Raw genomic sequence first — 26,846 nt, forward strand, 5'->3', positions numbered from 1 at the left:
TCCATTAAACCTCCTTAAGATCGATGGCGCGACAAAAATGCCTGGACTTCTTCAAAGGAGCGGGTGTTTAATACATTGGCCTTTGGCGTCCATCCTTTTCTCGCTGCCGTAACGCCCGTTTTCATATCATCAAGCATCGCTGTGTTGTGGGCATCCGTATTAATAACGAGTGTCACTCCGGCAGCATTCGCTTTGATCAAGTGCTCCATTCTGAGATCGAGCCGCGCTGGATTTGCGTTCAGCTCCAATGCTGTATTCGTTTTTTTCGCAAGTTCGATCAGCTGGTCAATATCGACTTCATACCCCGCCCTTCTTCCGATCAGACGGCCGGTCGGATGAGCGATAATGTCAACGTGCTGATTCAGCAGCGCGGTTTCAAGCCGCTTCATGATGACATGCTGCGGCTGTGAAAAGCTTGAATGGATGGAAGCAATGACAAGATCCATTTCCGCCAGCAGCTCGTCGTCATAATCCAGTGTTCCGTCAGGCAGGATGTCCATTTCCACGCCTTTAAAAATATGAAAATCGGTAAATTCCTTATTCAGTTCATCAATTTCCTTCGCCTGCATGCGAAGGCGCTCAGGCGTCAAACCGCCTGCGACTTTTAAATATTGGGAATGGTCTGTGATCGCCATATAGCGGTACCCTTTTGCCATGCATGCTTCCGCCATTTCCCTGATCGAAAAAGCACCGTCGCTCCAAGCCGAGTGCATGTGAAGGTCTCCTTGAATATCCTCGGCGGAAACGAGTCCGATGTCAACGCTGTAGTCCTCGACTTCTCTTCCTGTCTCCCGCAGTTCGGGCGGAATAAACGGAAGCCCGAAATGGGCGAAAAACTCTTTTTCGCTTGAGAAAGTTTTAATTTCTCCAGTTTCAACGGTTTCGACGCCGTATTCACTGATTCTTTCGCCTTTTTCTTTGGCAAGCTGGCGCATTTTGATATTGTGGTCTTTTGATCCGGTAAAATGATGAAGCGTCGTTGGGAACTGTTCCTCTGTCACCAGCCGGAAATCCGCACTGATTTCGTATTCAAACGCAAATGTGAGAGACACTTTCGTATCTCCTGCGGCAATGACCTCCTTGATGTTCGAAAGCTTTAAGAGCCCTTCCCGGACAAGTTCCGGATCAGTGACAGCCATAATGTAATCGAGGTCTTTCACCGTTTCTTTGGCGCGGCGCAGGCTTCCGGCCCGTGAAAACTTAATGAGGCCCGGGAGCCCTTCAAGCTGCTCTTCGATGATGTCAGCGACGGCCAAAGCGACCGCGATCGGGTACCGTTCAGGGCGTTTTCCCGCTTCACCCAAAGCCTGCAGGATTTTTTCCTCCGTCTTTTTGCCGAATCCGGCAAGCCCCTGAACCTTTTGCTGTTCGCAGGCCTCTTTTAAAGATGCCGCATCACAGACGCCGAGCTCCTGATACAGCTTGGCGATTTTTTTGCCGCCGAGACCCGGAAGCTTCAAAAGCGGGACAAGTCCTTCCGGAACCTCTTCCTTTAATCGTTCCAGCGTTCCGGATGCTCCCGTGTCCATATATTCCTTGATGACAGCGTATGTGCCTTTGCCGATCCCGGACAGGGACGTCATATCATCGATTTCCGAGAGGCTCCGGTCGTCTTGTTCAAGAGCTGCCGCAGCCTTTCTGAAAGCGGAGATTTTAAACGGGTTGTCCCCTTTTAGTTCCATATATATCGCAATCGTTTCAAGCAATTTGATGATATCTTTTTTATGCATGTTGTTCACCTCTTGTTTCCCCTCGTTCATCCTGCTTCAATCATACAAATTTTTGGCTGATCCTACAACAAACAGGCATATCCGACAGCTTCCGGGGTTCTCAAGAGCCCCGAAAAAAAACTTCCCTACAAACAGAGAAGTTTTTACAAAGATCCGTACTGATGCAGCAGATTGTTTAACATGTTTGATAAAAACGGTGTTTTATGAATGATCAAATCAGCCATGACTGAACCGGCCATCATGCTTTGCAGGACATCAATCGGCAGAAGCGTTCCGATGAACAGAACGACAAACACGAACAGATAGATTTCCGCAAAACCGAGCACGGCTCCGAGTATTTGGTTGATCTGTTTGAGAACCGGTATGCTTGCGACGGCATCCAAAAACGATGCGGCAACTCTCAAAAGGATAATCGTCAGGATAAAGAGAATCAAAAACGCAATCATATTGTAATAAGCGCCTTCAAGGCTTCCGTTTACAAACGCCAGCGCAGCCTGGCCGCCCGTAAAGTCGGGAGACGGAATCCAGCCGAGCTTAGGCGCAAGGTCGCCGTAATAGGTTGCGGCCACAGCGATCGCTGCGATAAACGTAACCAAACGGATAAACTGGCGGATAAACCCTCTTTTGAGTCCAATAAACAAACCGGACAAAAGCAAAATGATAATGATGATATCTAACATCGTGATGTTCAATCCTTTTCTTTTATTTGTCCTTTTAATCTCTCAAGCTCTTCCTTAAGCTTCAAATAATCGTGAACCACATTTACAGCCGTCAAAACGGCCAGTTTATTTATATCAAGATACGGATTTTTTTCGTTGATTTCTCTCATTTTATCATCCACAATCGAGGCAACGTGCCTCATATGGCTCTTGCTCTCATCGCCGACAATTGTGAATTGCTGACCGTAGATGTCAACTGTTGTTTTCGTTTTTTGACCATCAGACAACGTTTCTCCTCCATTCCAATTATGCGAGAATCCTAGTCTATATCATAACATGTTTACAGATTGAATGGAAAGACGAGCCCTCCGCTGTTATGATACACTTATGAAAACAATGATTTAGCGTATTTAAAGCTAATAAAGGAGATTAGAACGTGTCACATTCTGTTTTAAAAGTTCCCCCGTCTGTTATTGAACGGATGCAAAGCCACTACGGGCCTGACATTACTTCACTTTCCGTACAGGGCGCAGTTTTCCAAGCCAAACCCCAAGGGTGCACCATTACAGCATACCGGTCGGGGAAGGTGCTGTTCCAAGGAAAAAACGCGGAAAAGGAAGCGGAGCGCTGGACGGCGGATGCTGAAACACCGGCTCCCAAAAAGCCCGCATCGAAAAAAAGCATCCCGTCCGTCTATCAGCCGCCTGAAGGCATCGGTTCCATGTCTGTGATCGGCTCCGATGAAGTCGGGACAGGCGATTATTTCGGCCCGATCACCGTCGCGTGCGTATACGCTGACAAGGCGAAGCTTCCGCTGTTAAAAGAACTCGGTGTTAAAGACTCGAAAAACTTAAAAGATCCGCAAATCGTTCAGATCGCGCGCGACTTAATCAAGACAGTCCCTTACAGCCTGCTCGTTTTAAGAAACGAAAAGTATAATGAAATGCAGGAAAAAGGGATGAGCCAAGGAAAAATGAAAGCTCTTCTCCACAACCAGGCGATCGGCAACCTTCTCAAAAAATTGGACGGAACCCGGCCTGAAGCGATTTTAATCGACCAGTTCGCCGAACCGGCCGTATACTTCAAGCATCTGGCAGGCAAAACCGCCGTCAAAGAACGTACATATTTCAGCACAAAAGCGGAAGGCATCCATCTTTCAGTTGCAGCAGCCTCGATCATTGCACGCTATTCATTTTTAATGGAAATGGATAAGCTGTCAAAACAAGCCGGCATTACGCTTCCGAAAGGAGCGGGCCCGCTCGTCGATGAAGCCGGCGCCAAGCTGATCAAGAAACACGGCGAAGACGCATTGCGGGTATTCACAAAGCTGCATTTTGCCAATACGCAGAAGGCGAAGCGGATTGCGTCGAAACGGTAAGCGGTGCGGACTAGGCTGGATAAGCGGGTCCGTTGCAACTAGACCCGCATATTTCACTAAAACATTAACAATAAATGAAAAATAAGGATTGAAAATTCAAATTAATTGTAGTATATTGAACAAACTTAGAATTGAAGCCCCATATACAGGGGCTTTAATTGTTCCAACAGAGGCAAAGCGATATCAAGCGCTAGGCTGAATTGCTTCATGATATTGTCTTTTAATATGGCCCATATTCAATTATCTCAATTTTCAGCTTACTGCACACCAGATGGCTTTTGAATGTGTACTCCTTTGTTTCTGGATACTTCTAAGATATAAGGCGGGGATTTGGATGAAGAAATCAGGTTCATTTGGCATTCTTTTAATTATTTCAGCTCTCATAATATCAATGTATTTTATGTTAAATACAAAGGCTTTGATCTTCAGGATATGACTTAGCCATTCATGGAATCTCGTGATTTCAAGAACTTTAATGATTGTGTTCACTTTGTACTTACTTTCTAAATTGGGATATTTTCTTCTAAATAAAAAAGATTAGCTTAATCGAGCTAATCTTTAATATATTTGCTACACCTTTTTTCAAGCAAACTGAAATTCAGACACCCTGCTGAATTTTGACCGGCTGTGAAATGTTTGAACCTTCTCTTCTTTATATGGCGAAATCATTGGACCTCTATGGATGATTATTGCGAATATCTCCGCATTCCTTCCATACAAATCGACAGACTCAGAAAGGAATCACCATGTCAAAAATAAAATGGATCATCACGCTCACCATATGCACAGCTCTGGCATTTTCTCTCTTTATTTTCTTCAACAAGGCGAACTTTACAGAGGCCAGCGAAAATAAAGAAACCGGGCTTTTCTTTGCCCGAAACTACATCAGCCATATGATGGAAAACGAGACGATGTCGTTTAACATTTTCGGCCTGCAAAAAGCAAACGCCGGCGTTCCTCTAAGCGGTGAGACGGTTACGTCGCTCGCTTTTGATAACAATCATATACAAATCAGCGATTACAAGGTTGAAACAGGGATTCGCCATAAAGGCTATACGCTCGTCAACATCATCGTAGATGTCCGGGTCTCAAGCGATAAACCGGAAAAAGCGGATCAGCTGCTGATATCTTTTAACGGACGTGATAGAGAAGCATTTCAAATCGGAAAGATCACCCTTCAAAACCATCACAATGTTCGAAGCGGCGATCTGTCGCCTGCCGGTCAATATACTGCAGGATATCCAAAACCGTCCTTGGACGTTCGGCTGAAAAACAATCTCGCAAAAGATATTTCCCTTGAAAAGATCACCGATCTAAACGGCGTCATGGCGTATACATTTGACAAGGGGACCGCCATTCAAGCGAAACAAAGCAAACACATCGTCGTCCCGTCTTTTCATATGACAGGCGAATATGATTTTTATACGGTCACCCCTGTTTTACGTTATACTGCAGCAGGGAAGCGGAATCAATACAGCATGCCCGGTGTACTGTACGGAGCTTTAGACTCCGATGAAGAGAAAATCGAACGGATGCTGAAGCGTCAATAGCTTATGACCATGTTGAAGATAAAAAACCGGTTCCCGAATGATCGGGTACCGGTTTTTCTTTATCCTCTCAATACAGCCTGATACGTATCCTCAAGTGCCTTCAGCACTTGGTCGTGAACTTTTGTCACTTCTTCCTTGGCTAGGATTTTAATATGCGGGCTATAAATGCCTTTTTCCAGAATTCTTGAGAATTGAGTCATGAATTTCGTTCTATACAGAGGAGATATCGCCCCCCCTAACAAGACTATATTAAACTACTAACATTCTATCTAAACACAGTATATTCGATATATTCAACCAATAAAAATAAGAAAATGAGATTGTAATTCCTTTCTAAAAAGAAACTTTTGATTTATATATCAATAAAAATAGAATAGATAATCCGTTATATTTACTAAAATAACCATAAGTGTAATAATAGCCCTACAAGAGACAAAGGGGGTGAAAATATGACAATTTCTAAAAAACAACGCATCAACGCTTCTTTAGCCTTAGGTCTACTTTTTACACTTACATTTTTCACAATGTTATACGCAACAACAGCACCAGTTTTACCGATTGCAGACCTAGCAGCAACCTATCCTCAGATTCCGGGATGGGCTCTTACTTCAATTAGTGCCATCTTAAATGCTGCTGGCACTGTTGGAGCAATTGCAGCGGTTCTAGGGACTTTTGGACTCGGAGCGATTGCATCCCTAGTTTTTTCCTATGCAAAAAAATACGGAATTAGATATGCTATCGCTTACTAATAAGTTTTAATTTAGGAAAGGGTATTATTTAAAATGCCCTTTCCTCCACATTTAAGTCAGGATGGTTTTCAATGAATAATAAATACTTAATTTATTCAAAAATTCTTTTAACCAACGACATTCGAAAATTTAATACTAAAAGCAAATGGCTTGCATTATTCGTATTGATATTGTCATTCGTTGTTTTCCCTTTAATAATTGGCAGCTTTGCTGGGTACATCATTAAAAATCTAGTCATCATTCATCTTTCTTTTTTTCTGTTTATCCTTACTGTAAATATTGATAAAAGTATTTTCAGAGTTATGTTTTCCTCCGACAAAAAACAAATGGCCATTCTGGGAATCAAATTGGATCAATTTATATTAGGAAAAGATATTAGTAAATTTTATAGTTCATTTTTATCTTTAATATCTTTTTATGTTGGTTCATCGATTGTATATTATCTCATTCATCAGTCTTTGGAAGAAGTCTTCGCGATTGCTGTGATTGGTTTATTGTCCGCTATACTAGGATATTTGCTTAGACTTCATTTTATAAGGCTATTAGTATTGCCTAAATTCATAAATGTCTCAAGCATTATTGGCTTTTTCACAAATGGAATTTTAATTCTTTGGATCTTTTTTATACTCAAATATAATTTGTTATTTCTAAACATCAATAATATGCGAATTTTTTCAATATCTATACCAATAATGGTATCTTTAACAATCCTGTTAATTATAGTGTGGTATAAAAGTTTAAGAAACCTTTCCATTTTTAATGATCATTTAAATAGCAAGACTGATACAAATTTGAAGAAGTCTAGAGAGAGCAGAAGCCTTCTATATTACGAGCTGATCCTTCTATATAGGAACCCGCCTGTAAGGTGGTCGGTTTTATTATTTATTTTAAGTTTATCAGCAGGTTTACTAACAATCATTTTGTATGGTTTTAACACTGATCGATTTGCAGACACTGGAATTTCCAACGAATTCAGCTTTATGTTCAGCGTGCTGTTCCCGTTAGTCTTTATCTCTATCATGATTCAATCATTGGTTTCTTTTGATATTGATGGTCTTATTATACCTTTGAATCAGCACAAGCCAAACTTTATTAAAAACAAAATAAAAGCAAAAACCAAAATCTCTGTCTTAGCACATGTGTTATTTGTTTTAATCTATGCTGCGATTTCAAATTTTTATATAAAACCGGATCATTTTATTGCATTATCCATTATCTTATTGATGATAGCTGTTACTTTGGGGTTAAGCTGTCTCACTTCAACTATATTGTTTCCATATTTTAAATGGGATTACATTTATCAAGTTCCCAGTACTTTAAGCAAAATCTTTCTTAATTTAGTATTTGGATTACTAATAGGGTTAGCCATTGTTTCAACTTACAACAAAGTTTTGTATGTTGTTATTTTTATCACTTTGTTATGTATCATAACGCTACTGCACTCCATAAACAAGCAAATATGGAAATCAACAATCAACAAAAATTACATATCAATAAAATCTTTATTCGAGTGAGTGATTATATGCTTAAACTGCAAAATATATCAAAAGAATATCCTCAATCCAATTTTAGCATGAAGAATTTAGAATTCGCTTGCGGGCGAAATCAGATTATTGGATTGCTCGGTAAAAACGGAGCAGGAAAAACGACCCTATTAGAAATTATTGCAGGCCTCATTCCTCCGGATAGCGGTGAGGTAGTCGTTGATGGACATCTTACCAATTATTTAGAGAAAATCGGATACCTAGAAGACGATCCAAAATTATTTGAGAATTTAACGTGTTATGAATTAATCAAGTACCAATCTTTATTAATTGAAAAACCATTATCCCAAGAACAAATCATTGAAACCTTAGACATGTTCAGTCTAAAAGAACAAAAAGACCAAATGGCATCTTCGCTATCAAGAGGAATGCGTCAAAGAATGTCTTTTATTCTTTCCACTTTGCATCAACCTGATGTTATCTTGCTTGATGAGCCTTTTACAGGACTTGATCCAAAAAACATGGCGGATATGAAAAAGATTTTAATTAATATTAGAAATCAAAATAGAATTATTATTTTATCCACGCATATCTTACAGTTTGCAGCAGATCTTTGTGATGAGATATTATTTATTAATAACGGAAATATTATCCACACTGAAAAAAAATTAGCCGGGGAGACATTTAATGAAGCCAGCCTTGAAAAAAAATTCCTTGAATACCTATGCTAAATACTCTATTTTGTTCATTATTATTTTTGGTTTCGGTTTTTCTCTTAGCTTTTTTGTATTTCAAGAAATACACGAGACTTACTATGATAGCTTTAAAATATCCAACGCTTTAGAGATTTTTACAAATAACTTAATTGTAGGACTAACTATTTTCTTTCTTGGATTAATCAGTGTTGGTTTCCTATCTAGTGTAGTAGTGTTTTTAAACGGTTATTTCTCAGGGGCAATTTTCTTTTCATATGAGAAGTCTTTAGGTTTTTGGAAATCACTACAATATCTCTTATTTCACGGCCCCTTTGAAATCCTTGCCCTTCTTGCTTTTTATGTAATATCTCTTGATATTTCTTCCCGTTTTTTAAGATTTCTAAAAAAGTCTGAAATAAACCTAATGATTAAGCCGAAAGTAAAAGAGTACACAATAATAATGATAAGTGCAGTAGGCCTTCTAATCTTAGCATCTATTGTCGAATACTACGTAATATTACTAAAATAAGGAGTTCAATATGAAGAAGACTAAATTCAACTTAATATGTATTTGTCTATTATCTGGAGCTGCAGCCTTATGTGTTTCCATTTTAAAAATGAATGAGATCGATGCTAGCTTACATGAATTAAACGAAGATGAATATGGAAATCTTATTACTATCAGTAAATGGATTGGCATTACAATAGCAGTAATTGGCGAAGCGATAAAACCCCTTCTTGAGCTTTTATTTTTCACTTTAATCATTTGGCTCGCTATTATGATTTTTGGAGCAAAGGATTCCTTTAAAAACATTTTTTCAAAAGGTGTTCTTTCCTACTATTTCAATCTTGTAGGCAGTGTCTTAGTTATTGTCTTTTATCTATTTGGCTTAAAAGATGCTGAAAGTCTTTTTTCTATTCCTTTTTTAAGAAATTTAAACATTTTTTCTTTAATTTCGTTATTTTTTTGGTGCTATTTATGTCTAGAAAAGAAAGAAAACTCACTAAAAATTAAATACTCTTTTTCTTTTTTCATATTGTTTTTATTTTCTATTGCCATATCTATTTTCTCCGATATTCTTGCATAGATTACCTTCGTATAGACTCATTAAATAACATATGAGAATTCGATACAACTTAATTCAAAATATTTTACATAAATATTCTTGCCATCCTAAAATAATTAAAACTTACAATAGGCCGACAATTTTTCCAATGCAAAAAAACCGGTTCCCAAATGATCGGGGACCGGTTTTTCTTTATCCTCTCAATACAGCCTGATATTTATCTTCCAGCGCTTTCAGCACTTGGTCGTGGACTTTTGTCACTTCTTCTTCTGTCAATGTCTGTTCAGGATTCAAATATTGCAGGCTGAAGGCGACGGACTTCTTGCCTTCTTCCATGTGCTCGCCTTCATAGACGTCAAAGACATGGACTTCTTTCAGCCATTTGCCGCCTGCTGTTTTGATGACGTCCTCAAGCTGGCCGGCCGTTGTTTGTTTGTCTACAACAAGCGCGATGTCCCTTGTAACAGAAGGATACTTCGGAATTGGTGTATACGTGATCTCCGGTACATCCAATCGGAGGAGCTCGTGCAGGTCCAGTTCAAACACATACGTGTCGCTCAGGTCCAGCTCTTTTTCAACTGACGGATGCAGCTGGCCGATGAAGCCGACTAATGAGCCGTTGTGCAAAATATTGGCTGTCCGCCCAGGATGAAGCTCTTTTCTTTCAGATTGAGCGAATTCGATGCCTTCGGTGATTCCGAGCTTTTCCAACAGACCTTCGACGATGCCTTTTACGACGAAGAAATCAACCGGCTTTTTCTCGCCCTGCCAGAGGTTTTTGTGCCACAGGCCTGTCACGGCTCCGGCGACGTGTTCTTTTTCGACCGGTTTCGTATGTTCTTCGGCTTTCAAGAAAACAGAACCGATTTCATAAAAAGCAGCTGAATCGGCCTGCCTTGCCAAGTTGTATGCAACCGAATCGAGCAGATTAGGGAGCAGGCTGTGCCTCAGCACGCTTCTTTCCTCGCTCATCGGCAGTGAAAGGATCGTTTTAAACGATTTTTCCAATGCGTAAGCCGTCGCTTTTTTATCGTTTGTTAATGAGTATGTGATCGCCTGGGAAAGCCCTGCTCCTTCCAGGAAGCGTCTTACTTTTCTGCGCTTGTCCTGATAAGGTGTCAGTCCGCCCGCAAAGCCTGTTACTTCCGGCAGTGTCGACGGAATGTTGTCATATCCGTACAGTCTTGCGACCTCTTCGATCAAATCTTCTTCAATCGCAATATCGCCTCTTCTTGACGGAACCGTCACGACCAGTTCACGTTCAGCGTCTTCAACTGCAAAGCCGAGCCTTTCAAAAATGTTGACCATTTCTTCTTTGCTGATGGACATGCCGAGAACCTTCGTCACTTTATCAACGGAAAGGCGGATGACATTCTCTTTGATGTCAAGATGGTTTTCTTCGACCGTACCTTCCAAGACGGTTCCTCCGGCATACCGGCTGATCAAATCTGCCGCGCGTTCTGCAGCGAGGCGCACCCGTGCAGGATCGATGCCTTTTTCAAAGCGGACGCTTGATTCGCTGCGAAGACCTAGGTCCTTTGATGCTTTGCGAACGGTCTGGCCGTTGAAATACGCCGCTTCCAGCAGCACTGTCGCCGTATCTTCGCGGACTTCTGATTCCGCTCCGCCCATTACGCCTGCGACAGCCTGCGGAGAAGAGCCGTTTGTGATGACAAGGTGCTCAGGGGTCAGCGTTCTTTCTTGTTCGTCGAGCGTCGTTATCGTTTCGTTCTCGTACGCTTTGCGGATGACGACCTCTTTTGAGCCGAAGCGGTCATAATCAAACGCGTGGAGCGGCTGGCCGTATTCGAGCAGCACAAAGTTCGTAATGTCGACGACATTGTTGTGCGGTCTGATGCCGGCGTTGATCAGCTTCGTCTGCATCCAAAGCGGCGACGGGCCGATTTTGACGTCTTTAATGATTTTCGCCGCGTATAAAGGATTGGCTTCTGTATCTTCAATTTTGACGGAAATATAGTCCGCCGCTTTTTCGGCGCCTGCCTGATAAGCCGTCTCAGGGAGCTTGACTTCGCGGCCGAGAATCGCAGCCACTTCATAGGCAACACCGAGCATGTTCATGGCGTCGGCGCGGTTTGGCGTCAGTCCCAGTTCGAGAACCGCATCGTCGAGCGCCAGGCTTTGAAGGGCGTCCGCCCCGGTTTCAGCATCGCCCGGGAAAACGAAGATGCCTTCCGCATATTCTTTCGGCACAAGCTTGCCTTGAATGCCAAGCTCCTGCAAAGAGCAGATCATGCCGTTAGACGCTTCCCCGCGGAGCTTAGCCTTTTTGATTTTAAAATCGCCGGGCAATACCGCGCCAACCGTGGCGACGGCTACTTTTTGCCCTTTGTCCACATTCGGAGCCCCGCAGATGATCTGGACAGGCTCTTCTTCGCCGATATCGACGAGGCATTTGTTTAATTTGTCGGCGTTCGGATGCTGTTCGCGCTCCAGCACATGTCCAATGACAACACCTTTAATTCCTTCTCCCTTATATTCGATGCCTTCCACTTCAATTCCGCTTCTTGTAATCTTTTCAGCGAGAATCTCGGGAGTCATCCCGTCTAAATTCACGTATTCTTGCAGCCATTTATATGAAACAAACATCACGCGTCCTCCTCTTTAAGCTTGTTTAAATTGAGATAAAAATCTGACATCGTTCGTATAGAAATGACGAATGTCGTCAATGCCGTACTTCAGCATTGCGATCCGTTCAACGCCCATCCCAAAAGCAAATCCCTGATATTGTTTGGAATCGAATCCGGCCATTTCGAGCACGTTCGGATGCACCATTCCGGCGCCGAGAATTTCGATCCAGCCCGTTTGTTTACAAACGGAGCAGCCTTTGCCTCCGCATTTAAAGCAGGAAACATCGACTTCGACAGACGGCTCTGTAAACGGGAAGAAGCTTGGACGCAGTCTGATTTCGCGCTCTTCGCCGAACATCTTTTTCGCGACCGTTTCCAGGGTTCCTTTTAAGTCGCTCATGCTGATATCACGGTCAACGCAGAGCCCTTCAATCTGCATAAACTGATGGGAATGTGTCGCATCATCGTTGTCGCGGCGGTACACTTTGCCGGGGCAGATGATTTTGACAGGGCCTTTGCCTTTATGTTTTTCCATCGTGCGCGTCTGAACAGGAGATGTCTGTGTTCTCATCAGCGTATCTTCCGTAATATAAAAGCTGTCTTGCATATCCCGGGCCGGGTGCTCTTTCGGAAGGTTGAGCGCTTCGAAGTTATAATAGTCGGTTTCCACTTCAGGCCCCTCTTCCACCGAATATCCCATGCTGATAAACAAGTCTTCGATTTCTTCAATAACGATCGTCAGCGGATGCCGCGCTCCTGTTTTCACAGGGCTTCCCGGAAGCGTCACGTCAATCGTCTGCTCTTTCAGCTTCCTTTTCACCTCTTCTTCCTCAAGGCGGGCATTTTTTTCGGCGATCGCCGCGGCGATTTTCTCTCTTACTTCGTTCGCCAAGGCCCCCATTTTCGGCCTTTCTTCAGCGGACAGCTTTCCCATTCCCCGAAGCACTTCTGTGATCGGTCCCTTTTTTCCCAGATACGCAACGCGGACATCGTTGACTTCTTTTAATGAACCAGCGGCTTCCACTTTTTCAACCGCTTCTTTTTCAAGCCGTTTCAGCTCTTCCTGCATCTTAAAAACTCCTCCTTTTATGTAGCAACCTGTTTTTTAGGCAATAAAAAAAGCCCCTTTTATAATGAAAGGGACGAATCGTGGCCGTGGTACCACCCTTTTTTAAAACAAAGCAAAAAAGCTTTGCTGCTTACTTCATTGGCATAACGGAATAAATCCGGTTCACCTTTACACATCCCTCGAGGGACGTGGTCCCGGTGACAACTCAAGAGGTGAAGCGTTTTTCCGGCCTGCCATAAAAATGCTTGCAGTCTCAGGCATTTTCTCCCTGAATGGCGGCATGTGAAAAAACGGAGCCTCTATCACTGTTTTTAAACATATTAAATTCATTATAGTGAATTACATGATCCTGTGCAACCGGTTATCCGCGGAGATGATAAAGAAGGACCGCGGCTGCGGCCGCCACATTGAGCGACTCCGCTTTTCCGTAGATCGGAACGTACAGATTTTGGTCGGTCTGTGCGAGGAGGGCCGGATCGACCCCAGATCCTTCGTTTCCGATCAATAGCGCAAACGACTGCGACGGCTCCGCTTCTCTAAATGGCACGGCACCCTGCAGCGCTGTGCCGTAAACCGGGACGCTTTTTCCCTTCAGCTCTTCAATCAGCTCTGAAAGCTCGCGTTTTAAAATCGGGATGTGAAAATGCGAGCCTTGAGCCGACCTGAGCGTTTTGGCATTGTAAGGGTCGACAGTCCCTTGTCCGATAACAACGGCATCGATCCCCGCCGCGTCTGCCGTCCGGATGATCGTCCCTAAATTGCCCGGGTCCTGCACAGCATCAGCTAGCAGCAGCTTTTCGTATTGAAAAGGTCCGCTTTCGGGCATTCGGCATACAGCGGCGACCGCCTGAGGCGTCTCCGTTTCGGCAATCGCTGAAAAAGCATCGGCGCTCAAAACATAGCGGGCAACAGACTCATCAATCATAGCCGGGAAGTCCGCTTCGTCTGCGACCATGATTTCTTTCACAACACCCGGTGTCTTCAGCGCTTCCTCAACGAGATGCTCGCCTTCTATTAAGAAAGTATTCGTTTTTGTCCGCTCTTTTTTTGCATGAAGTTTTTTCCAGTCCTTCACTTTTTGATTTTTGGCTGATTCAATTCGTTTCAAATCGTTTTGACTCCTTTTGTCTCGCAATAGTCACATTATATCTCATCAATGATACATAATAAACCCGAAAGCGAGGCAGAATATAGAAAAACAGATGATGAAATGGAGTGAAAAATGATGGATTTGAATTTGCGCCATGCCGTTATTGCCAATGTATCAGGGAACTCGCAAGAAGAGCTTGAACATACGATCGTCGATGCGATCCAAAGCGGTGAAGAAAAAATGCTTCCGGGATTGGGTGTGTTGTTCGAGGTCATCTGGCAGCACGCAACTGAATCAGACAAAACCGAAATGCTCGAGACATTGGAACAAGGATTAAAAGCGAAATAAACCGGCGGCCAAACGGCCCCGGTTTATTTGATCATCCAGGTATAGAAGGCTCCATCCGCAATGCCGGATCGCGCCAAATCTCCGTCCATTTTTTAATGGCTGCAGCCATGATCACAAGTCCCAACACAAGCATAATGATCGATAAAATGCCGTTTAAAACGCTGAAACCGGCAGCTTCCGCATTAAAATAAACGTTTTTGATCATCCAGTATCCCGCATAGTTGACCGTCACATACAAATAAGCGAGCGGAATGAGACATGTCAGCATATAACGCCGTTTGTCCGCAATTTTTAAAATGACCGTCGCTCCGATAATTAAACCGACGGATGCCATCAGCTGGTTGGATACGCCAAACAGCGCCCAAATCGAGCTGATATCGCCTGAGTACAGCAAATATCCCCACATGAAACAGGCAAGGGCGCTCGCTGCGACCGAACCCGGAAGCCAGTCCGTTTTTTTCAGCGGTTTGTACACTTCCCCGAAAAAGTCTTGAATCAAATAACGCGCCACCCTTGTACCGGCATCGATCGCCGTTAAAATAAAGACAGCTTCAAACATGATGACAAATTGGAAAAAGTAAGAGGCCAAATGGCTGAAAAACGGAATATCCGTGAAAATATAAGCCATGCCGACGGCAAGGGTAACAGCTCCGCCTGTTCTTCCTTCAAGATCGAGACCGATTTCGCGGCTGAGTTCAGGCAGATGGACGACATTCATGCCAAGCGTCCGAAAGACTTCTGGCGAACTGTTGATGGCAAAATAATCGCCCGGCTGCAACGCCGTTGCCGCGATTAAAGCCATGATGCCGACAAGACACTCAACGAGCATCGCTCCGAAGCCGACGAATTTCATGTCGCTCCACTTGTCAAGCATCTTCGGCGTCGTGCCTGAACCGACAAACGCATGGAAACCGGAAATCGCACCGCAGGCGATCGTAATTGAAATGAACGGCCAGACCGGACCAGGCGAAACAGGTCCCCCTCCGCCCGTGAACTCGGTAAACGCCGGAAACGGAATCGCCGGATTGACAACGAAAACCCCGGCAATCAAAGCGATAAACACCCCGATTTTCATAAAGCTGCTCAAATAATCGCGCGGTGCGAGCAGCAGCCATACAGGCAGCGCCGCTGCAAAAAATGCATAGACAGGAAGTGCGACAGCAAGCGTTTTCGTATCGAGCGTCAAGGCGTCTCCAAGCGGCGTCTCTGCAATGGAGGGCCCGATGAAGACACCGGCCATCAGCAAAATAAATCCGCCGGTAGACGCTAATTTTAAGTTGCCTGTCTTTTTATAAAATAAGCCGACCCCCATCGCGATCGGAATTGTAATCGCAACGGCGAACGTCCCCCACGGATTGCGTTCAAGCGCATGAAGCACAACCATCGACAGCCCCGCCATCGTGATTGTAATAATAAACAGCATCGCAAGCCCCGTGCAAAATCCCGCAACAGGCCCGAGCTCTTCTTTCGCCACTTCTGAAAGCGACTTTCCCTTCCTCCGCATCGACGCAAATAAAACAACAATATCATGCACGGCGCCCCCGATGACCGCTCCGATCAGGAGCCACAACAGCCCCGGCAAGTAGCCGAACTGCGCCGCCAAGATCGGCCCGACAAGCGGCCCCGCGGCTGCGATGGCCGCAAAGTGGTGGCCGAAAGACACCCATTTGTTCGTCGGCACATAATCTTTGCCGTCTTTCTGAAGATGGGCAGGAGTCGGCTTGTCGTCATCAACCTTCAACACTTTCACCATCATAAATGTTCCGTACAAACGATAGGCGATCGCCAAAATACAGATGGAAGCGATCACAATTGTTATTGCATTCATCCAATTCCTCCCCCCCTTTGTCTCTTTTTTAACATAGCTCATATTTTTTGTAAGCGCAATCATCTTTTGCGCGTTTTTTCAGTCCCGATAATTAAAACATAGTTGACTAATAGGAATAATAAGAATAAAATAGACACAAGCTTCATCTGCTGCCTTTTTTAAGGCGTAATTGGCGGGTATCATCGGATATCCGCCTTTTTTCTGTCAGCATAACGGAACGATAAAAAAATGAACGGCCATCACTAGACAAAAAGCGGCGGTCCCCGCGATTCGATTGACATTTGTTTTGACAAGCGAAGCTGAGAAATGGTGGGACAGCGAAAAAAACAAAATGGTGCCGATCAAGATGACGCCCGCCTCTAAAAGTGAGTGATTAAGAAACCGGGGCCGGTCAAGGATCGCCGTGATAAACAGAAGCCAAAGGTATGCTAAAAATGCGTACATCAAAAAACAGTACGCAGCCGAAAAAAACGTCTTCATAAATCCTCTTCCCGTTTTAACTTATTCTTCGGCATATTTGCTGAAGCCTTTTTTTCATCTGAAAAAACCGGCCTCTTCGGGCCGGTTTTTCAATCATTGTTTCTTCATTCTGATCACATTCCAGGAAAGCTTCGGAAGGTGAGCCGTCAGCCTGCCGTCACATACTTTGGCGTCTCCGCCGCTGTGCGGAACGACGTTGTTGCGGTCTTTTTCATTCGTCGCTTTATGATCTTCGTGTTCCAGAACGATGTGCTCAGAGACACTGTACCCTTCAAAGCTTCTCATATCGGCTTCCATTTCAAGGCCGGCGTCTGTTGCGCGGTTGACGGCAAAAACGGTTAATTCCTCGGCTTCTTCATTGAAAACAGACACGGACTCCAAGTACGGCACATCCGTAAAGTCTTTCGCATCATACTTTGGAGACGATACCGCCGTCTGCAGTACCGTTCCTCTGCCGTAGACGGAAGCGTGCATAAACGGATAGAAAATGGTCTGACGCCATGCTTCTCCCCCTTTGTCTGTCATAATCGGCGCGATGACATTGACAAGCTGAGCCAGACAGGCGATTTTCACGCGGTCGGCATGCTTGAGCATCGTAATCAGCATACAGCCGACGAGAAGCGCATCCTCAAAGTTGTAGATGTCTTCAAGAAGGTGCGGCGCTTTCGCCCAGCGTTCAGCTTCTTTGTCTTTTTCATTCGAGTGATACCAGACATTCCACTCATCATATGAAAGGTGAATCGTTTTCTTGCTTTTCTTTTTCGCTTTCATATAGTCGCAGACTGAGATGACCGTTTTGATAAAGTGATCCATGTCTAGCGATCTCGCCAAATAGTTTGGAAGATCATTGTCGCGGTTGCCGTAATACGAGTGAAGCGAGATGTACTCGACGTGTTCGTACGTATGGTCAAGCACGGTCGTTTCCCAGTCGATGAATGTCGGCATTCCGCTTCCCGAACTTCCGCAGGCGACAAGCTCGATCGACGGGTCCGTCCATTTCATCACCTTCGCGGCTTCAGCAGCAAGTCTTCCGTATTCGGCCGCTGTTTTATGGCCGATTTGCCATGGACCGTCCATTTCATTGCCGAGGCACCATGTTTTAATTTTATGCGGTTCCTTATATCCGTGGGATTTTCTCAAGTCGCTGTAGTACGATCCTGACGGATGGTTGCAATATTCTACTAGGTTGCGTGCGGCATCAATTCCTCTCGTTCCGAGGTTGACGGCCATATTCACCTCTGCCCCGACAAGCTTTGCCCAATCCATAAATTCGTTCGTACCGATTAAGTTCGGCTCGGTTGTCGCCCACGCCAAATCAAGTCTTGTCGGCCGCTGTTCGACAGGTCCGACTCCATCCTCCCAGTTATATCCAGATACAAAGTTTCCGCCGGGATACCTGATAAACGGCACCTTTAGTTCTCTGACTAGTTTAATGACATCTTTCCGAAAGCCTGATTCGTCAGCTTCAGGATGATCAGGCTCATAAATGCCTTCATAAACGGCTCTGCCGAGATGCTCGATAAAGGAGCCGTAAATTCGCTTATCAATCTCTGCCACCTTATATTCCTTGTCAATCGTCATCTTCGCTTTGTGTACAGTCATGTTAAATCATTCCTTTCAAGATGATATATAGTGGATCAGCCTTTGATTCCGCCCGCCGTCAAACCTGATATAAAGTACTTCTGGAAGAACAGGAAGATGAGAATCACGGGCAGAATCGCCAGCACAGAACCCGAAATCAACATGTCATAATTGTTCCCGTACGGACTGAGCAAAGCGGACAGTCCGATTGGGAGCGTAAACATTTCTTTCGATCGCAAAACGATCAGCGGCCATAAGAAGTTGTTCCAGCTGTTTAAGGATTGAAGAATGATCATCGCTCCAAATGCCGGCTTCATCAAGGGCGCCATGATCCTGAAGTAAATGCCGAACTCTGTGCAGCCGTCCATTCTCGCGGAATCAAGCAAATCTCTCGGCAGGCCGAGCGCATACTGTCTGAAGAAAAACACGGCTACAGGCGAGACGATAAACGGCAGGATCACACCGGCGTATGTGTCGACAATATGAAGAGAAACCGTCATTTTAAATAAAGGCAGCATGAGAATTTCGATCGGCACCATCATGATCAGGAGCACGGCTACGAACAAGAGATTTTTTCCTTTAAAGTCGTAGACGGCAAGCCCGTATCCGACCATTGAAGAAAACAAGAGCGTCAGCACGGTGGATATCACCACGAGAATCAAGCTGTTCGAAAACCATTGAAAATAAATGCTGCCTCCGTTAAACAAGTAAGTGTAATTGTCAAGGCTCAGGATTTCAGGGCTCAGCTTTAAATTCAGGCCGAAGCGCAGCAATTCCGAAGATGGCTTGAGCGAGCCGAGTACAAGGCAGAAGAGCGGAAACACAAACAAAAAGCTTAATATCGCAAACAGCAGAAACAGAGCTACTTTCGCAATGTTGAGGCCTCCGGCAGGACGCATTAATAGCCCTCCTTTTTAAAAGATCCAGACAGCTTTAATGAAATGAGGCTGCAGATGAAAATGATGATCAAGAGCACGATGCCGAGCGCCGATCCGTAGCCCATGTTGTTATAGGCAAGCCCCTGCTGATAAATGTATCCGACCATCGTCAGGCCGATGTTGCCCGGAGAGTTGTTCTGCCACAGCACGTAGCTTTCTTCAAACATCCGGAAGCCGCCGATGATGCTGATCGTCAGCACGTAGACGCTGACGGGCTTTAAAAACGGAAGCGTAATATGGTAAAACTTCTTGAACGTGCCTGCCCCGTCGATTTCGGCAGCTTCATACAATTCTTTCGGAACGTTCTGCAAGCCCGCCAAAAAGTACAGGACATTGATCCCCATCCATCTCCAAGATGCGAGCATCACCATTAAAAACATGCCGGTATGTTCATTGTTCAGCCAGTTGTACGGCGAACCTCCGAGCTTAGCCAATATCGAATTCGCCAGGGATGTATCCATTTCTCCAAAAATCAGCCTGAAAATAATCCCCGCCACAATGGTTGAAGTCAGAGCCGGGATGAATAAAGCCGATTTGAACACGTTTTTAACCTTTACGAGTTTAGAATCTAAAAAGACTGCCAGAATAAGAGGAACAGGTATTAAAATCAGCAATGTCCAAAAGGTGTATTTTACGGTGTTGAATAGTGCGGTATAAAATGTAGGATTGTTTAATGCTTTATAGTTCTCCGTCCCGATGAAGCGGACTTCCCCGGGGAGAATGCTTTGAAAACTCATGATGACGACGCTGATAAGCGGATAAAGAAAAAATATGCAAAAGGAGAGTACAAAAGGTGCTGTAAAAATGTAGGGTGCGGCTTTTGCTGAATATAATAAACGTCTGATCTTTCTTTTTCTGCTCACCGGCGGAAACGAATGCACTGTATCTGTTTTAACAGTCTTCAAGTTATCGCCTCGCTTTACAGTAATGAAAGACTATTGCCCTTTCACTTCAGCTGCTGCTTTGTCCAATGCTTCTTTCGGTGTTTTGCTCTTCGTTTTGAGCGCTTCGTACAGTATGTTTCTGTTGACGAGATCGGAAGTCTTCGCATAATCCTCAGTAAGGTAAAGCGGATTGATCTCATCCTTTATGTCAAGAAGCACGGAAAAGATGTGTTGTCCGTTTTGAAAGTATTCTGTATATTGATTTGGTTTTTTCAATTCGTCCGAGTCCCACACATCCCATCTGAGCGGATCGAACCCGAGCACGGTCCACAGCTTGATGTTGCCTTCTTTTGACGCTTTGGCAAATTTCAAGAAATCCTTGGCCAGATCGACCTGTTTCGCCTGTTTTGGAATCACGGTGGCCGTTCCGCCCATTCCCGCTGAGCGGTCTCCCCCTTCTTCCCATGCCGGCAGCGGTCTGATCGCGATTTTCCCTTTCAAGTCAGGCATATAATCCAAAAAACGGCCCATATACCAGATCGGCATTAAGACAGACGCCGCGCCGCCTTGGTTCATAAATCCGTAATACTCTTCACTGTGATGATTGCCTCCGGGCGTTGTGACGGCAATTTTGTCTTTCTCAATTAAAGTCTTTAAAAATTCGAGCGTTTTCACGTTTGTCTCATTGTTTAATGTCAACCGCCCCTGCTCATCAAAGTAACCGGATCCCTGCTGGGAAACCAGCGGCAGAAATGAATTCGGGTCGGTCGTTTCAATCGTCGTCATCGGCTTTCCGAGAGCTTTGACGACCTTTTTGCCCGCTTCCCTGTAATCTTCCCATGTTTTGATGTCGTCCGGATCAACGCCTGCTTTATTCATCATTTCCATGTTGTAATACATCACGGTTGTTCCGACATGTGTGTCAAGTCCGTAAAGCTTGCCGTTCTTGCTGTAGAGCGTCAGCCTCGCTTCAACAAACTTGTCGCGTTCGTCCTCCACAAGCGGCGTTAAATCGGTAAGAGGAATGTCAGAGCCCTTCAAAAAGTTCGAATAGCGCCCCAGCTCAACATCGGCAATATCTGGAACCCCTTTCCCGGCTAAAAGCGAGATAGATAAATTGTCATGCATCTGTCCATACGGATACACCACTGTATTTAATTTGATTTTTCGCTCGGGATACTTTTTGTTCCATTCTTTCACCATCTCAGCATAAAACTGTTCATGAAGGCCGTTGAATGTCCAAAATGTCAGTTCGGTGCCGTCCGCTTGATCGGAGGCAGGACTCGCCTTGCACCCCGATAAAAGCAAACATACAGCGACCGTGACCATAAAGATAGATGAAAGGAACCTTTTCACATTTTAACCCCCTTTCACGCCTGGTCCTTTGCCTAAAAGCCCCGGCAAAAGGCCGTATTGATTGATGATTTTCAGTCCCGTATACCGGTCTCTGAGCTGATGGGCGTATGCGAGCGCTTCTCTCACCAGCTCTTCTTCAACATCGAGTTCTTTGAATGATACAGGCCCGCCGATACGCCTCATCCACTCTGCCATTTTCTTACCGTCAGGGAGCTTTTCATAAACGGAGCGAATCGCTTGCTCAGCGTGTTGATCACCCAGGCTTGCACCGATAAGAGATCGGTAAATGTCAGTCAGCATAATCGCGCTGCAGCCGACTTTAGCACCGTGGAGCACTTGCCGCTTATTGTTCTCCAGCGCTTTCATTTCAAGGTAGTGGGAAAGATGGTGCTCGCCGCCGGAAGCCGGCCTTGAATGGTCGAGAACCAGCATGACTAGGCCAGAAAGGATCAGCGATTCCATCAATTTCTCAATCCCATCCCGCATCTTGGCGGCGATGTCATCTTTTCGGTCAAGACATTGATCAAGCGCTTCCCTCGTGAGCCGGCTGGCGGCCGGACAATACGGCTCGCCGGCAAGCAAGCGGGAAATCTCCCAATCCGCAAGCGACGTCACCTTGCCGAGCATATCGCCAAAACCTGCGGCTACCATGTTCTGCGGCGCTTGACACAAGAGCTCCAAATCGGCAAAAAGCGCGATCGGCGCTGTCGTTTGAACCGTCTGTTTCTTTCCTTTTAAAATCAGCGGTGCGCCGGCTGAAGTAAAACCGTCAACCGACGGAGCCGTAGGAACTGAAATAAACGGAATGCCGCGCTGATAGGCGCAAAACCTGACGATGTCGTGAATCGTGCCCGCTCCGGCCGCAATTAGTACATCCGCATCAATCGGTACACCGATCAATGCACTCACCAATGTTTGCTCATCCGCCGTCACATCGCCCGCTTCATTAGCTTCCAGCAGCACCGGAACCGTTTCAGCCGTTTCCTCAAGAAGAGAGGCAATCCGCTTGCCGGCTAACCGTCCGGTCGTTTCATCATAAATGACAGCGGCTTTTTTATAGGAAGCCGATTTCACGAAAGCGGGCAGCTCTTGCTCAACAGCATTGTCGCCGATCGCGATTTTTTCGACTGTAAGCGGGTGGTGGACGGTTCCGCATTCGCATGCGCCCAAAGTTTTTTTCACATAAGAGATCAAGTCATTCATTGGCAGCTTCCCTCCTCTATTGGCCGTAATAGGCGTCTGCCCCGTGCTTTCGAAAATAATGCTTATCCTGCAAAGCGCTCTTAATCCGCTTAAGAGACGGATTCAGCATCAGGGAGCGGTACGCCATCTTGGCGACTTCTTCTAGGACGACGGCATTGTGTACGGCAGTTAAGGCGTCTTTTCCCCAGCAAAACGGCCCGTGATTGTTCACGAGAACGGCGGGCACCGCCAGGGGGTCAAGATGCCGGAACGTCTCTACAATCACTTTTCCTGTATTCAGCTCGTATTGACTCCTGATTTCATCGGGATCCATTTCCCGTGTACACGGAATGTCGCCGTGGTAGTAGTCGGCATGAGTCGTTCCGAGCGACGGAATGTCCTTCCCTGACTGAGCCCAGCTTGTCGCCCACGGGGAATGCGTATGGACGATCCCGCCGATCGATTGAAACTGCCGGTAAAGATAGAGGTGTGTCGGCGTATCGGAAGATGGCTTCAGATCCCCTTCCACAATCTCGCCGTCCATATTCAGAACCACTAAATCTTCGGCTTTCAAATCGCTGTATTTGACACCGCTCGGCTTGATGACGACCAGCTTATTCTCCCGGTCAATACCGCTGACATTTCCCCATGTAAAGGTGACAAGCCGGTATTCTTCAAGCTGCAAATTCGCTTTTAATGCTTGTTCTTTCAAAGATTCCAGCACAGTTTTCTCCTCCCTCTAAGCCATCGCTTTACCGGTGTCAGAACTAAGGGACTGGATGTTTTTCAATTTTTTAAGGCGTTTCATCACATTGTTTTGCTTTCCGAAGTACGTGTAAAGCTCCTTATATTCCGCATAAAGCTGATCGTATAAGGAAACGTTTTCAGGAATTGGTTTGTACGTTTTATCCTTGATCTTGCCCATATGTGCGACTGCTTCTTCGATATGGTCGTAACCGCCGTTCATGCTTCCGGCCGCGAGCGCTCCGAATATCGCTGAACCTAAAGCCGGCGCCTGCGGAGATCCGGAAATTTTGATTTCCATGTTGGTGACATCCGCGTAAACCTGCATGATAAACGGATTTTTTTCGGCGATTCCTCCTGCGGCATACAGCTCCTCGATCGGCACGCCGCTTTGTCTGAACGTTTCAATAATGATCCTCGTCCCGTAGGCAGTCGCTTCAACCAATGCACGGTATATCTCTTCAGGCTTAGTGGCAAGGGTCATACCGAGCAGCATTCCCGTCAGATCGGCATCAACGAGTGTTGAACGGTTTCCGTTCCACCAATCCAATGCAAGCAAACCGCTTTCACCGATTTGGAGACTGCCGGCCTTTTGAGACAGCAGTTCGTAAATGGAAATCCCTTCGGCTTCAGCTTCTTTCAAATACGCTTCTGGAACAAAGTGTTGAATCAGCCAATGAAAATGGTCGCCAACGCACGATTGGCCCGCTTCATAGCCGACATAGCCCGGCAGAATCCCGTCTTCAACGACGCCGCACATTCCCGGCACCATCCTGACATCCTCGCCGAGCAGCATGTGACAGGTAGACGTTCCCATGATCATCAGCATCTTGCCCGGCTCTGTGATGCCGACCGCCGGAACCGACACATGAGCATCAACATTTGCGACAGCGACCGCCGTACCTGCCAGAAGCCCTGTCTTCCCGGCCATTTCTTCAGTCAGTCCGCCCGCTTTTTCGCCTACAGAATAAATATCCTCCGTTAGTTTTTCCCGAACGATATTTTTCAGCTTCGGATGCAGGCTTGCGAAGAAATCGTCGGAAGGATAGCCGCTCTTATTGTTCCAAATCGCTTTATAACCCGCTGTGCAATTGTTGCGCTTTCTGGTTCCGCACAGCATATAGACGATCCAGTCGGCCGCTTCCATGATCTCGGCTGCGGCATCATAAATGTCAGGCGCTTCTTCCGCGATTTGCATCACTTTTGGAACGAGCCACTCGGAAGAAATTTTCCCGCCGTATGTTTGAAGAAAAGGTTCATTTCTTTCTTCCGCGATTTGATTTAAGCGATTCGCCTGCTCCTGTGCAGCATGGTGCTTCCAAAGCTTCACATAGCTGTGCGGTTCCGACGCATACTCTTCCCTCATACAAAGAGGAGTCCCGTTCTCGTCAACGGGCAAAATCGTGCAAGCCGTGAAATCGATTCCGATTCCGATGATTTCTTTCGGATCCGCTTTTGACTGTTTCAAAAGGCTCGGAATCGTTTCCTCCAGCACTTCAATGTAATCGGCCGGATGCTGGAGCGCCCAGTCTCTCGGAAGCTTTCGCTTTGAGACCGGAAGCTCCCGGTCTATCACCCCGTGCGTGTACTCTTTGACAGCTGTCGCGATTTCCTCACCTGTCCGGACATCGACGAGAACTGCACGCCCTGACAATGTTCCAAAGTCAACTCCGATTGTGTAAGGGATAAGTCCTCACCCCCTTAAAACTTGCGAAGCCGATATGCAGCTTCACTCCATTTGAGTTCATTGCGAAGATTTAAAATCGTTGTATCACGATTGATCAACACCGCTTCAATGCCCGACATTTCGGCCCAATCGAGCATCTGCTCGGCTGTCAGCTGGTACGAAAGGCATGTATGGTGAGCACCGCCAGCCAAAATCCACGCTTCAGCCGATGTTCTCAGAGACGGCTGAGGCTTCCAAAGTACGCGCGCCACCGGAAGATTCGGCATATCATGCGGAACCTTCACAGCTTCCACTTTATTGATGACAAGCCTGAAACGTCCGCCCAAATCAATAAGGGAGACATTGACCGCAGGACCTGCAATTCCGTCAAACACGAGCCGCGCCGGATCATCCTTTGCACCCATTGACAGCGGATGGACTTCAATTCTCGGTTTGTGTTCGGCAATCGAAGGGCACACTTCAAGCATGTGGGAGCCGAGGATCATTTCATTGCCCGGTTCAAAATGGTACGTGTAATCCTCCATAAATGACGTTTCTTTTCCGCCGGCCATCATTTTCATCATCCTGACAAGCGCAGCCGTTTTCCAATCTCCTTCTCCTCCGAAGCCATAGCCTTCAGCCATCAGCCGCTGAACAGCCAAACCCGGAAGCTGCTTCATGCCGTGGAGGTCTTCAAAGGTTGTCGTAAAGGCCGTATAGCCTCCGCTCGAAAGAAAGCGCTTTAATCCAAGCTCAATCCCCGCCTGCTCCTTGACGGATTCCCTTGCCGCTTCGCCTTCCGGCCACTCATAAAGCTCCTCATATTCGGAGATGAGCTCGCTTAGACTCTGTTCTGATACAGCATTGATCTCCGTGACGAGATCGCCGATTCCATATCCGTCGACAGACCAGCCAAGCTGAATCTGCGCTTCAATCTTATCTCCTTCTGTTACCGCCACATTCCGCATGTTGTCCCCAAATCGGGCGACTTTGATATGGCGGCTTTCAATATATGCGACCGCTGCGCTCATCCATTTGTCGATCGAGCGCTTTACTTCTCTGTCTTCCCAATATCCGGCGATTACTTTTCGAGGAATGCCCAATCTCGCTCCGATAAAACCGTATTCGCGGTCGCCGTGGGCAGACTGATTAATATTCATGAAATCCATGTCGATTTTATCCCACGGAATGTCCCGGTTAAACTGGGTATGAAAATGGAGCAGCGGCTTATTCAGCTCGGAAAGGCCGGGAATCCACATTTTGGCCGGTGAAAACGTATGCATCCAGGTGATGATGCCTGCGCACTCTTCGTCCCGGTTCGCCTCTTCAAACAGTTTTCTGACGCCGTCCAGCGAAGTGGCCACCGCTTTGTACTCGACTTGAAACCTTAAATCTCCGTCATTTAATCCGTTGCAGATCATTTTGGAATGCTCTTCTACCTCTTGTACCGCCTCTTCGCCATATAAATGCTGGCTGCCTGTCACAAACCAAAACACATGCGTCTTTGCCTGAATCAAATAGCTTCCTCCTCCTCGTCTTTATGGTGTCTGTGTAGAATAGCAAACTATTAAAACGCTTACAAAAAAACATAAATCATACCTTGATCTCAAACTGTATCGCGATTATATGTACGTACAACTAACATCAAAAACATATTTGTACGAACAACTTCATTATATCATTATGAAAAAAACTGTCAATTTAATTTCCGGTATGTTTTTTATTTTTTTTGACAGATTTCAGAACAAAAAAACCGGGCGGAAACCGCCCGTCATCTGCT

24 protein-coding genes and 2 pseudogenes are annotated in these 26,846 nt (G+C 45.6%); 9 read left to right on the forward strand and 17 right to left on the reverse strand.

Annotated features, from left to right (window positions below; all coding sequences use genetic code 11):
* Positions 1 to 14 precede the first annotated feature (14 nt).
* The 3 genes from polX to zapA form a co-directional block, all read right to left on the reverse strand.
* The gene (polX, locus tag H7F26_RS21325; RefSeq protein ID WP_003184202.1) at positions 15 to 1,730 is read right to left on the reverse strand and encodes a DNA polymerase/3'-5' exonuclease PolX; all 1,716 of its coding nucleotides are present in this window, start codon (positions 1,728 to 1,730) and stop codon (positions 15 to 17) included.
* 143 nt (positions 1,731 to 1,873) lie between these two features.
* Positions 1,874 to 2,410, reverse strand: a complete 537-nt coding sequence (locus tag H7F26_RS21330; protein ID WP_003184204.1) for a CvpA family protein — start codon at positions 2,408 to 2,410, stop codon at positions 1,874 to 1,876.
* An 8-nt stretch (positions 2,411 to 2,418) separates the two neighbouring features.
* Positions 2,419 to 2,676: a cell division protein ZapA gene (gene zapA, locus H7F26_RS21335; protein WP_003184205.1), complete on the reverse strand. Its 258-nt coding sequence runs from the start codon at positions 2,674 to 2,676 to the stop codon at positions 2,419 to 2,421.
* 149 nt (positions 2,677 to 2,825) lie between these two features.
* Between zapA and rnhC the strand changes: the two genes are divergently transcribed.
* From rnhC to H7F26_RS21345, 3 genes and pseudogenes are all read left to right on the forward strand, one after another.
* Entirely contained in the window at positions 2,826 to 3,767 is a 942-nt protein-coding gene (gene rnhC / locus H7F26_RS21340) for a ribonuclease HIII (RefSeq protein ID WP_003184208.1), read from the forward strand.
* Between the two features lie 334 nt (positions 3,768 to 4,101).
* Positions 4,102 to 4,308 (forward strand): annotated as a pseudogene (locus H7F26_RS22315) (hypothetical protein).
* Between the two features lie 205 nt (positions 4,309 to 4,513).
* Positions 4,514 to 5,317 (forward strand): hypothetical protein, encoded by an 804-nt coding sequence (locus H7F26_RS21345; protein ID WP_009329340.1) that lies wholly within the window; start codon positions 4,514 to 4,516, stop codon positions 5,315 to 5,317.
* Between the two features lie 59 nt (positions 5,318 to 5,376).
* Here H7F26_RS21345 and H7F26_RS22320 read toward each other — a convergent pair.
* Positions 5,377 to 5,460: pseudogene (locus tag H7F26_RS22320) on the reverse strand (hypothetical protein); the annotation flags it as partial.
* Between the two features lie 306 nt (positions 5,461 to 5,766).
* Here H7F26_RS22320 and H7F26_RS21350 point away from each other — a divergent pair.
* The 5 genes from H7F26_RS21350 to H7F26_RS21370 all read left to right on the forward strand — a co-directional run bounded on the left by H7F26_RS21350 (position 5,767) and on the right by H7F26_RS21370 (position 9,333).
* Positions 5,767 to 6,066 carry a hypothetical protein gene (locus tag H7F26_RS21350; protein ID WP_003184214.1) on the forward strand — a complete coding sequence of 100 codons (300 nt, stop codon included), beginning with the start codon at positions 5,767 to 5,769 and terminating at the stop codon, positions 6,064 to 6,066.
* Between the two features lie 71 nt (positions 6,067 to 6,137).
* Positions 6,138 to 7,580 carry a hypothetical protein gene (locus H7F26_RS21355; protein WP_003184216.1) on the forward strand — a complete coding sequence of 481 codons (1,443 nt, stop codon included), beginning with the start codon at positions 6,138 to 6,140 and terminating at the stop codon, positions 7,578 to 7,580.
* 8 nt (positions 7,581 to 7,588) lie between these two features.
* The gene (locus H7F26_RS21360) at positions 7,589 to 8,281 is read left to right on the forward strand and encodes an ABC transporter ATP-binding protein (protein ID WP_009329341.1); all 693 of its coding nucleotides are present in this window, start codon (positions 7,589 to 7,591) and stop codon (positions 8,279 to 8,281) included.
* Positions 8,238 to 8,774 (forward strand): stage II sporulation protein M, encoded by a 537-nt coding sequence (locus H7F26_RS21365; RefSeq protein WP_003184221.1) that lies wholly within the window; start codon positions 8,238 to 8,240, stop codon positions 8,772 to 8,774. The genes H7F26_RS21360 and H7F26_RS21365 overlap by 44 nt, the downstream gene beginning before the upstream one ends.
* Before the next feature lie 10 nt (positions 8,775 to 8,784).
* Positions 8,785 to 9,333, forward strand: coding sequence for a hypothetical protein (locus tag H7F26_RS21370; protein WP_003184223.1), 549 nt, complete (start codon positions 8,785 to 8,787; stop codon positions 9,331 to 9,333).
* Between the two features lie 171 nt (positions 9,334 to 9,504).
* Here H7F26_RS21370 and pheT read toward each other — a convergent pair whose 3' ends face one another.
* The 3 genes from pheT to H7F26_RS21385 all read right to left on the reverse strand — a co-directional run bounded on the left by pheT (position 9,505) and on the right by H7F26_RS21385 (position 14,077).
* Positions 9,505 to 11,919, reverse strand: coding sequence for a phenylalanine--tRNA ligase subunit beta (pheT, locus tag H7F26_RS21375; protein ID WP_021837637.1), 2,415 nt, complete (start codon positions 11,917 to 11,919; stop codon positions 9,505 to 9,507).
* Positions 11,920 to 11,934: 15 nt separating this feature from the next.
* Positions 11,935 to 12,969 (reverse strand): phenylalanine--tRNA ligase subunit alpha, encoded by a 1,035-nt coding sequence (gene pheS / locus H7F26_RS21380; protein WP_003184229.1) that lies wholly within the window; start codon positions 12,967 to 12,969, stop codon positions 11,935 to 11,937.
* Positions 12,970 to 13,330: 361 nt separating this feature from the next.
* Complete coding sequence (locus H7F26_RS21385; protein ID WP_003184231.1) at positions 13,331 to 14,077, reverse strand: TrmH family RNA methyltransferase; 747 nt, start codon at positions 14,075 to 14,077, stop codon at positions 13,331 to 13,333.
* Between the two features lie 117 nt (positions 14,078 to 14,194).
* Here H7F26_RS21385 and sspI point away from each other — a divergent pair, with 117 nt between their 5' ends.
* Positions 14,195 to 14,407, forward strand: coding sequence for a small acid-soluble spore protein SspI (gene sspI, locus H7F26_RS21390; protein WP_011198181.1), 213 nt, complete (start codon positions 14,195 to 14,197; stop codon positions 14,405 to 14,407).
* A gap of 31 nt (positions 14,408 to 14,438) precedes the next feature.
* On the opposite strand, the gene cstA is transcribed toward sspI, so the two are convergent.
* The 10 genes from cstA to araA all read right to left on the reverse strand — a co-directional run bounded on the left by cstA (position 14,439) and on the right by araA (position 26,583).
* On the reverse strand, positions 14,439 to 16,235 hold the full coding sequence (cstA, locus tag H7F26_RS21395; protein ID WP_003184236.1) for a carbon starvation protein CstA: 1,797 nt from the start codon (positions 16,233 to 16,235) through the stop codon (positions 14,439 to 14,441).
* 204 nt (positions 16,236 to 16,439) lie between these two features.
* A complete protein-coding gene (locus H7F26_RS21400; RefSeq protein WP_003184237.1) occupies positions 16,440 to 16,715 on the reverse strand; it encodes a hypothetical protein in 276 nt (91 codons plus the stop codon).
* A gap of 93 nt (positions 16,716 to 16,808) precedes the next feature.
* On the reverse strand, positions 16,809 to 18,317 hold the full coding sequence (locus H7F26_RS21405) for an arabinosylfuranosidase ArfA (protein ID WP_003184245.1): 1,509 nt from the start codon (positions 18,315 to 18,317) through the stop codon (positions 16,809 to 16,811).
* Positions 18,318 to 18,352: 35 nt separating this feature from the next.
* Entirely contained in the window at positions 18,353 to 19,195 is an 843-nt protein-coding gene (locus H7F26_RS21410; protein WP_009329343.1) for a carbohydrate ABC transporter permease, read from the reverse strand.
* A complete protein-coding gene (locus tag H7F26_RS21415) occupies positions 19,195 to 20,139 on the reverse strand; it encodes an arabinooligosaccharides ABC transporter permease AraP (protein ID WP_003184249.1) in 945 nt (314 codons plus the stop codon). The genes H7F26_RS21410 and H7F26_RS21415 overlap by 1 nt, the downstream gene beginning before the upstream one ends.
* 30 nt (positions 20,140 to 20,169) lie before the next feature.
* Complete coding sequence (locus H7F26_RS21420) at positions 20,170 to 21,447, reverse strand: arabinooligosaccharides ABC transporter substrate-binding protein AraN (protein ID WP_061576903.1); 1,278 nt, start codon at positions 21,445 to 21,447, stop codon at positions 20,170 to 20,172.
* Between the two features lie 30 nt (positions 21,448 to 21,477).
* Entirely contained in the window at positions 21,478 to 22,677 is a 1,200-nt protein-coding gene (locus H7F26_RS21425) for a sn-glycerol-1-phosphate dehydrogenase (RefSeq protein WP_003184251.1), read from the reverse strand.
* 16 nt (positions 22,678 to 22,693) lie between these two features.
* Positions 22,694 to 23,380 carry an L-ribulose-5-phosphate 4-epimerase gene (araD, locus tag H7F26_RS21430; RefSeq protein WP_009329345.1) on the reverse strand — a complete coding sequence of 229 codons (687 nt, stop codon included), beginning with the start codon at positions 23,378 to 23,380 and terminating at the stop codon, positions 22,694 to 22,696.
* A 15-nt stretch (positions 23,381 to 23,395) separates the two neighbouring features.
* On the reverse strand, positions 23,396 to 25,087 hold the full coding sequence (gene araB / locus H7F26_RS21435) for a ribulokinase (protein ID WP_025805113.1): 1,692 nt from the start codon (positions 25,085 to 25,087) through the stop codon (positions 23,396 to 23,398).
* A 14-nt stretch (positions 25,088 to 25,101) separates the two neighbouring features.
* Positions 25,102 to 26,583, reverse strand: coding sequence for an L-arabinose isomerase (araA, locus tag H7F26_RS21440; protein ID WP_185855203.1), 1,482 nt, complete (start codon positions 26,581 to 26,583; stop codon positions 25,102 to 25,104).
* Positions 26,584 to 26,846 lie beyond the last annotated feature (263 nt).

Source organism: Bacillus sp. PAMC28748 (assembly GCF_014250415.1).
GTDB classification, from domain to species: Bacteria; Bacillota; Bacilli; order Bacillales; family Bacillaceae; genus Bacillus; species Bacillus licheniformis.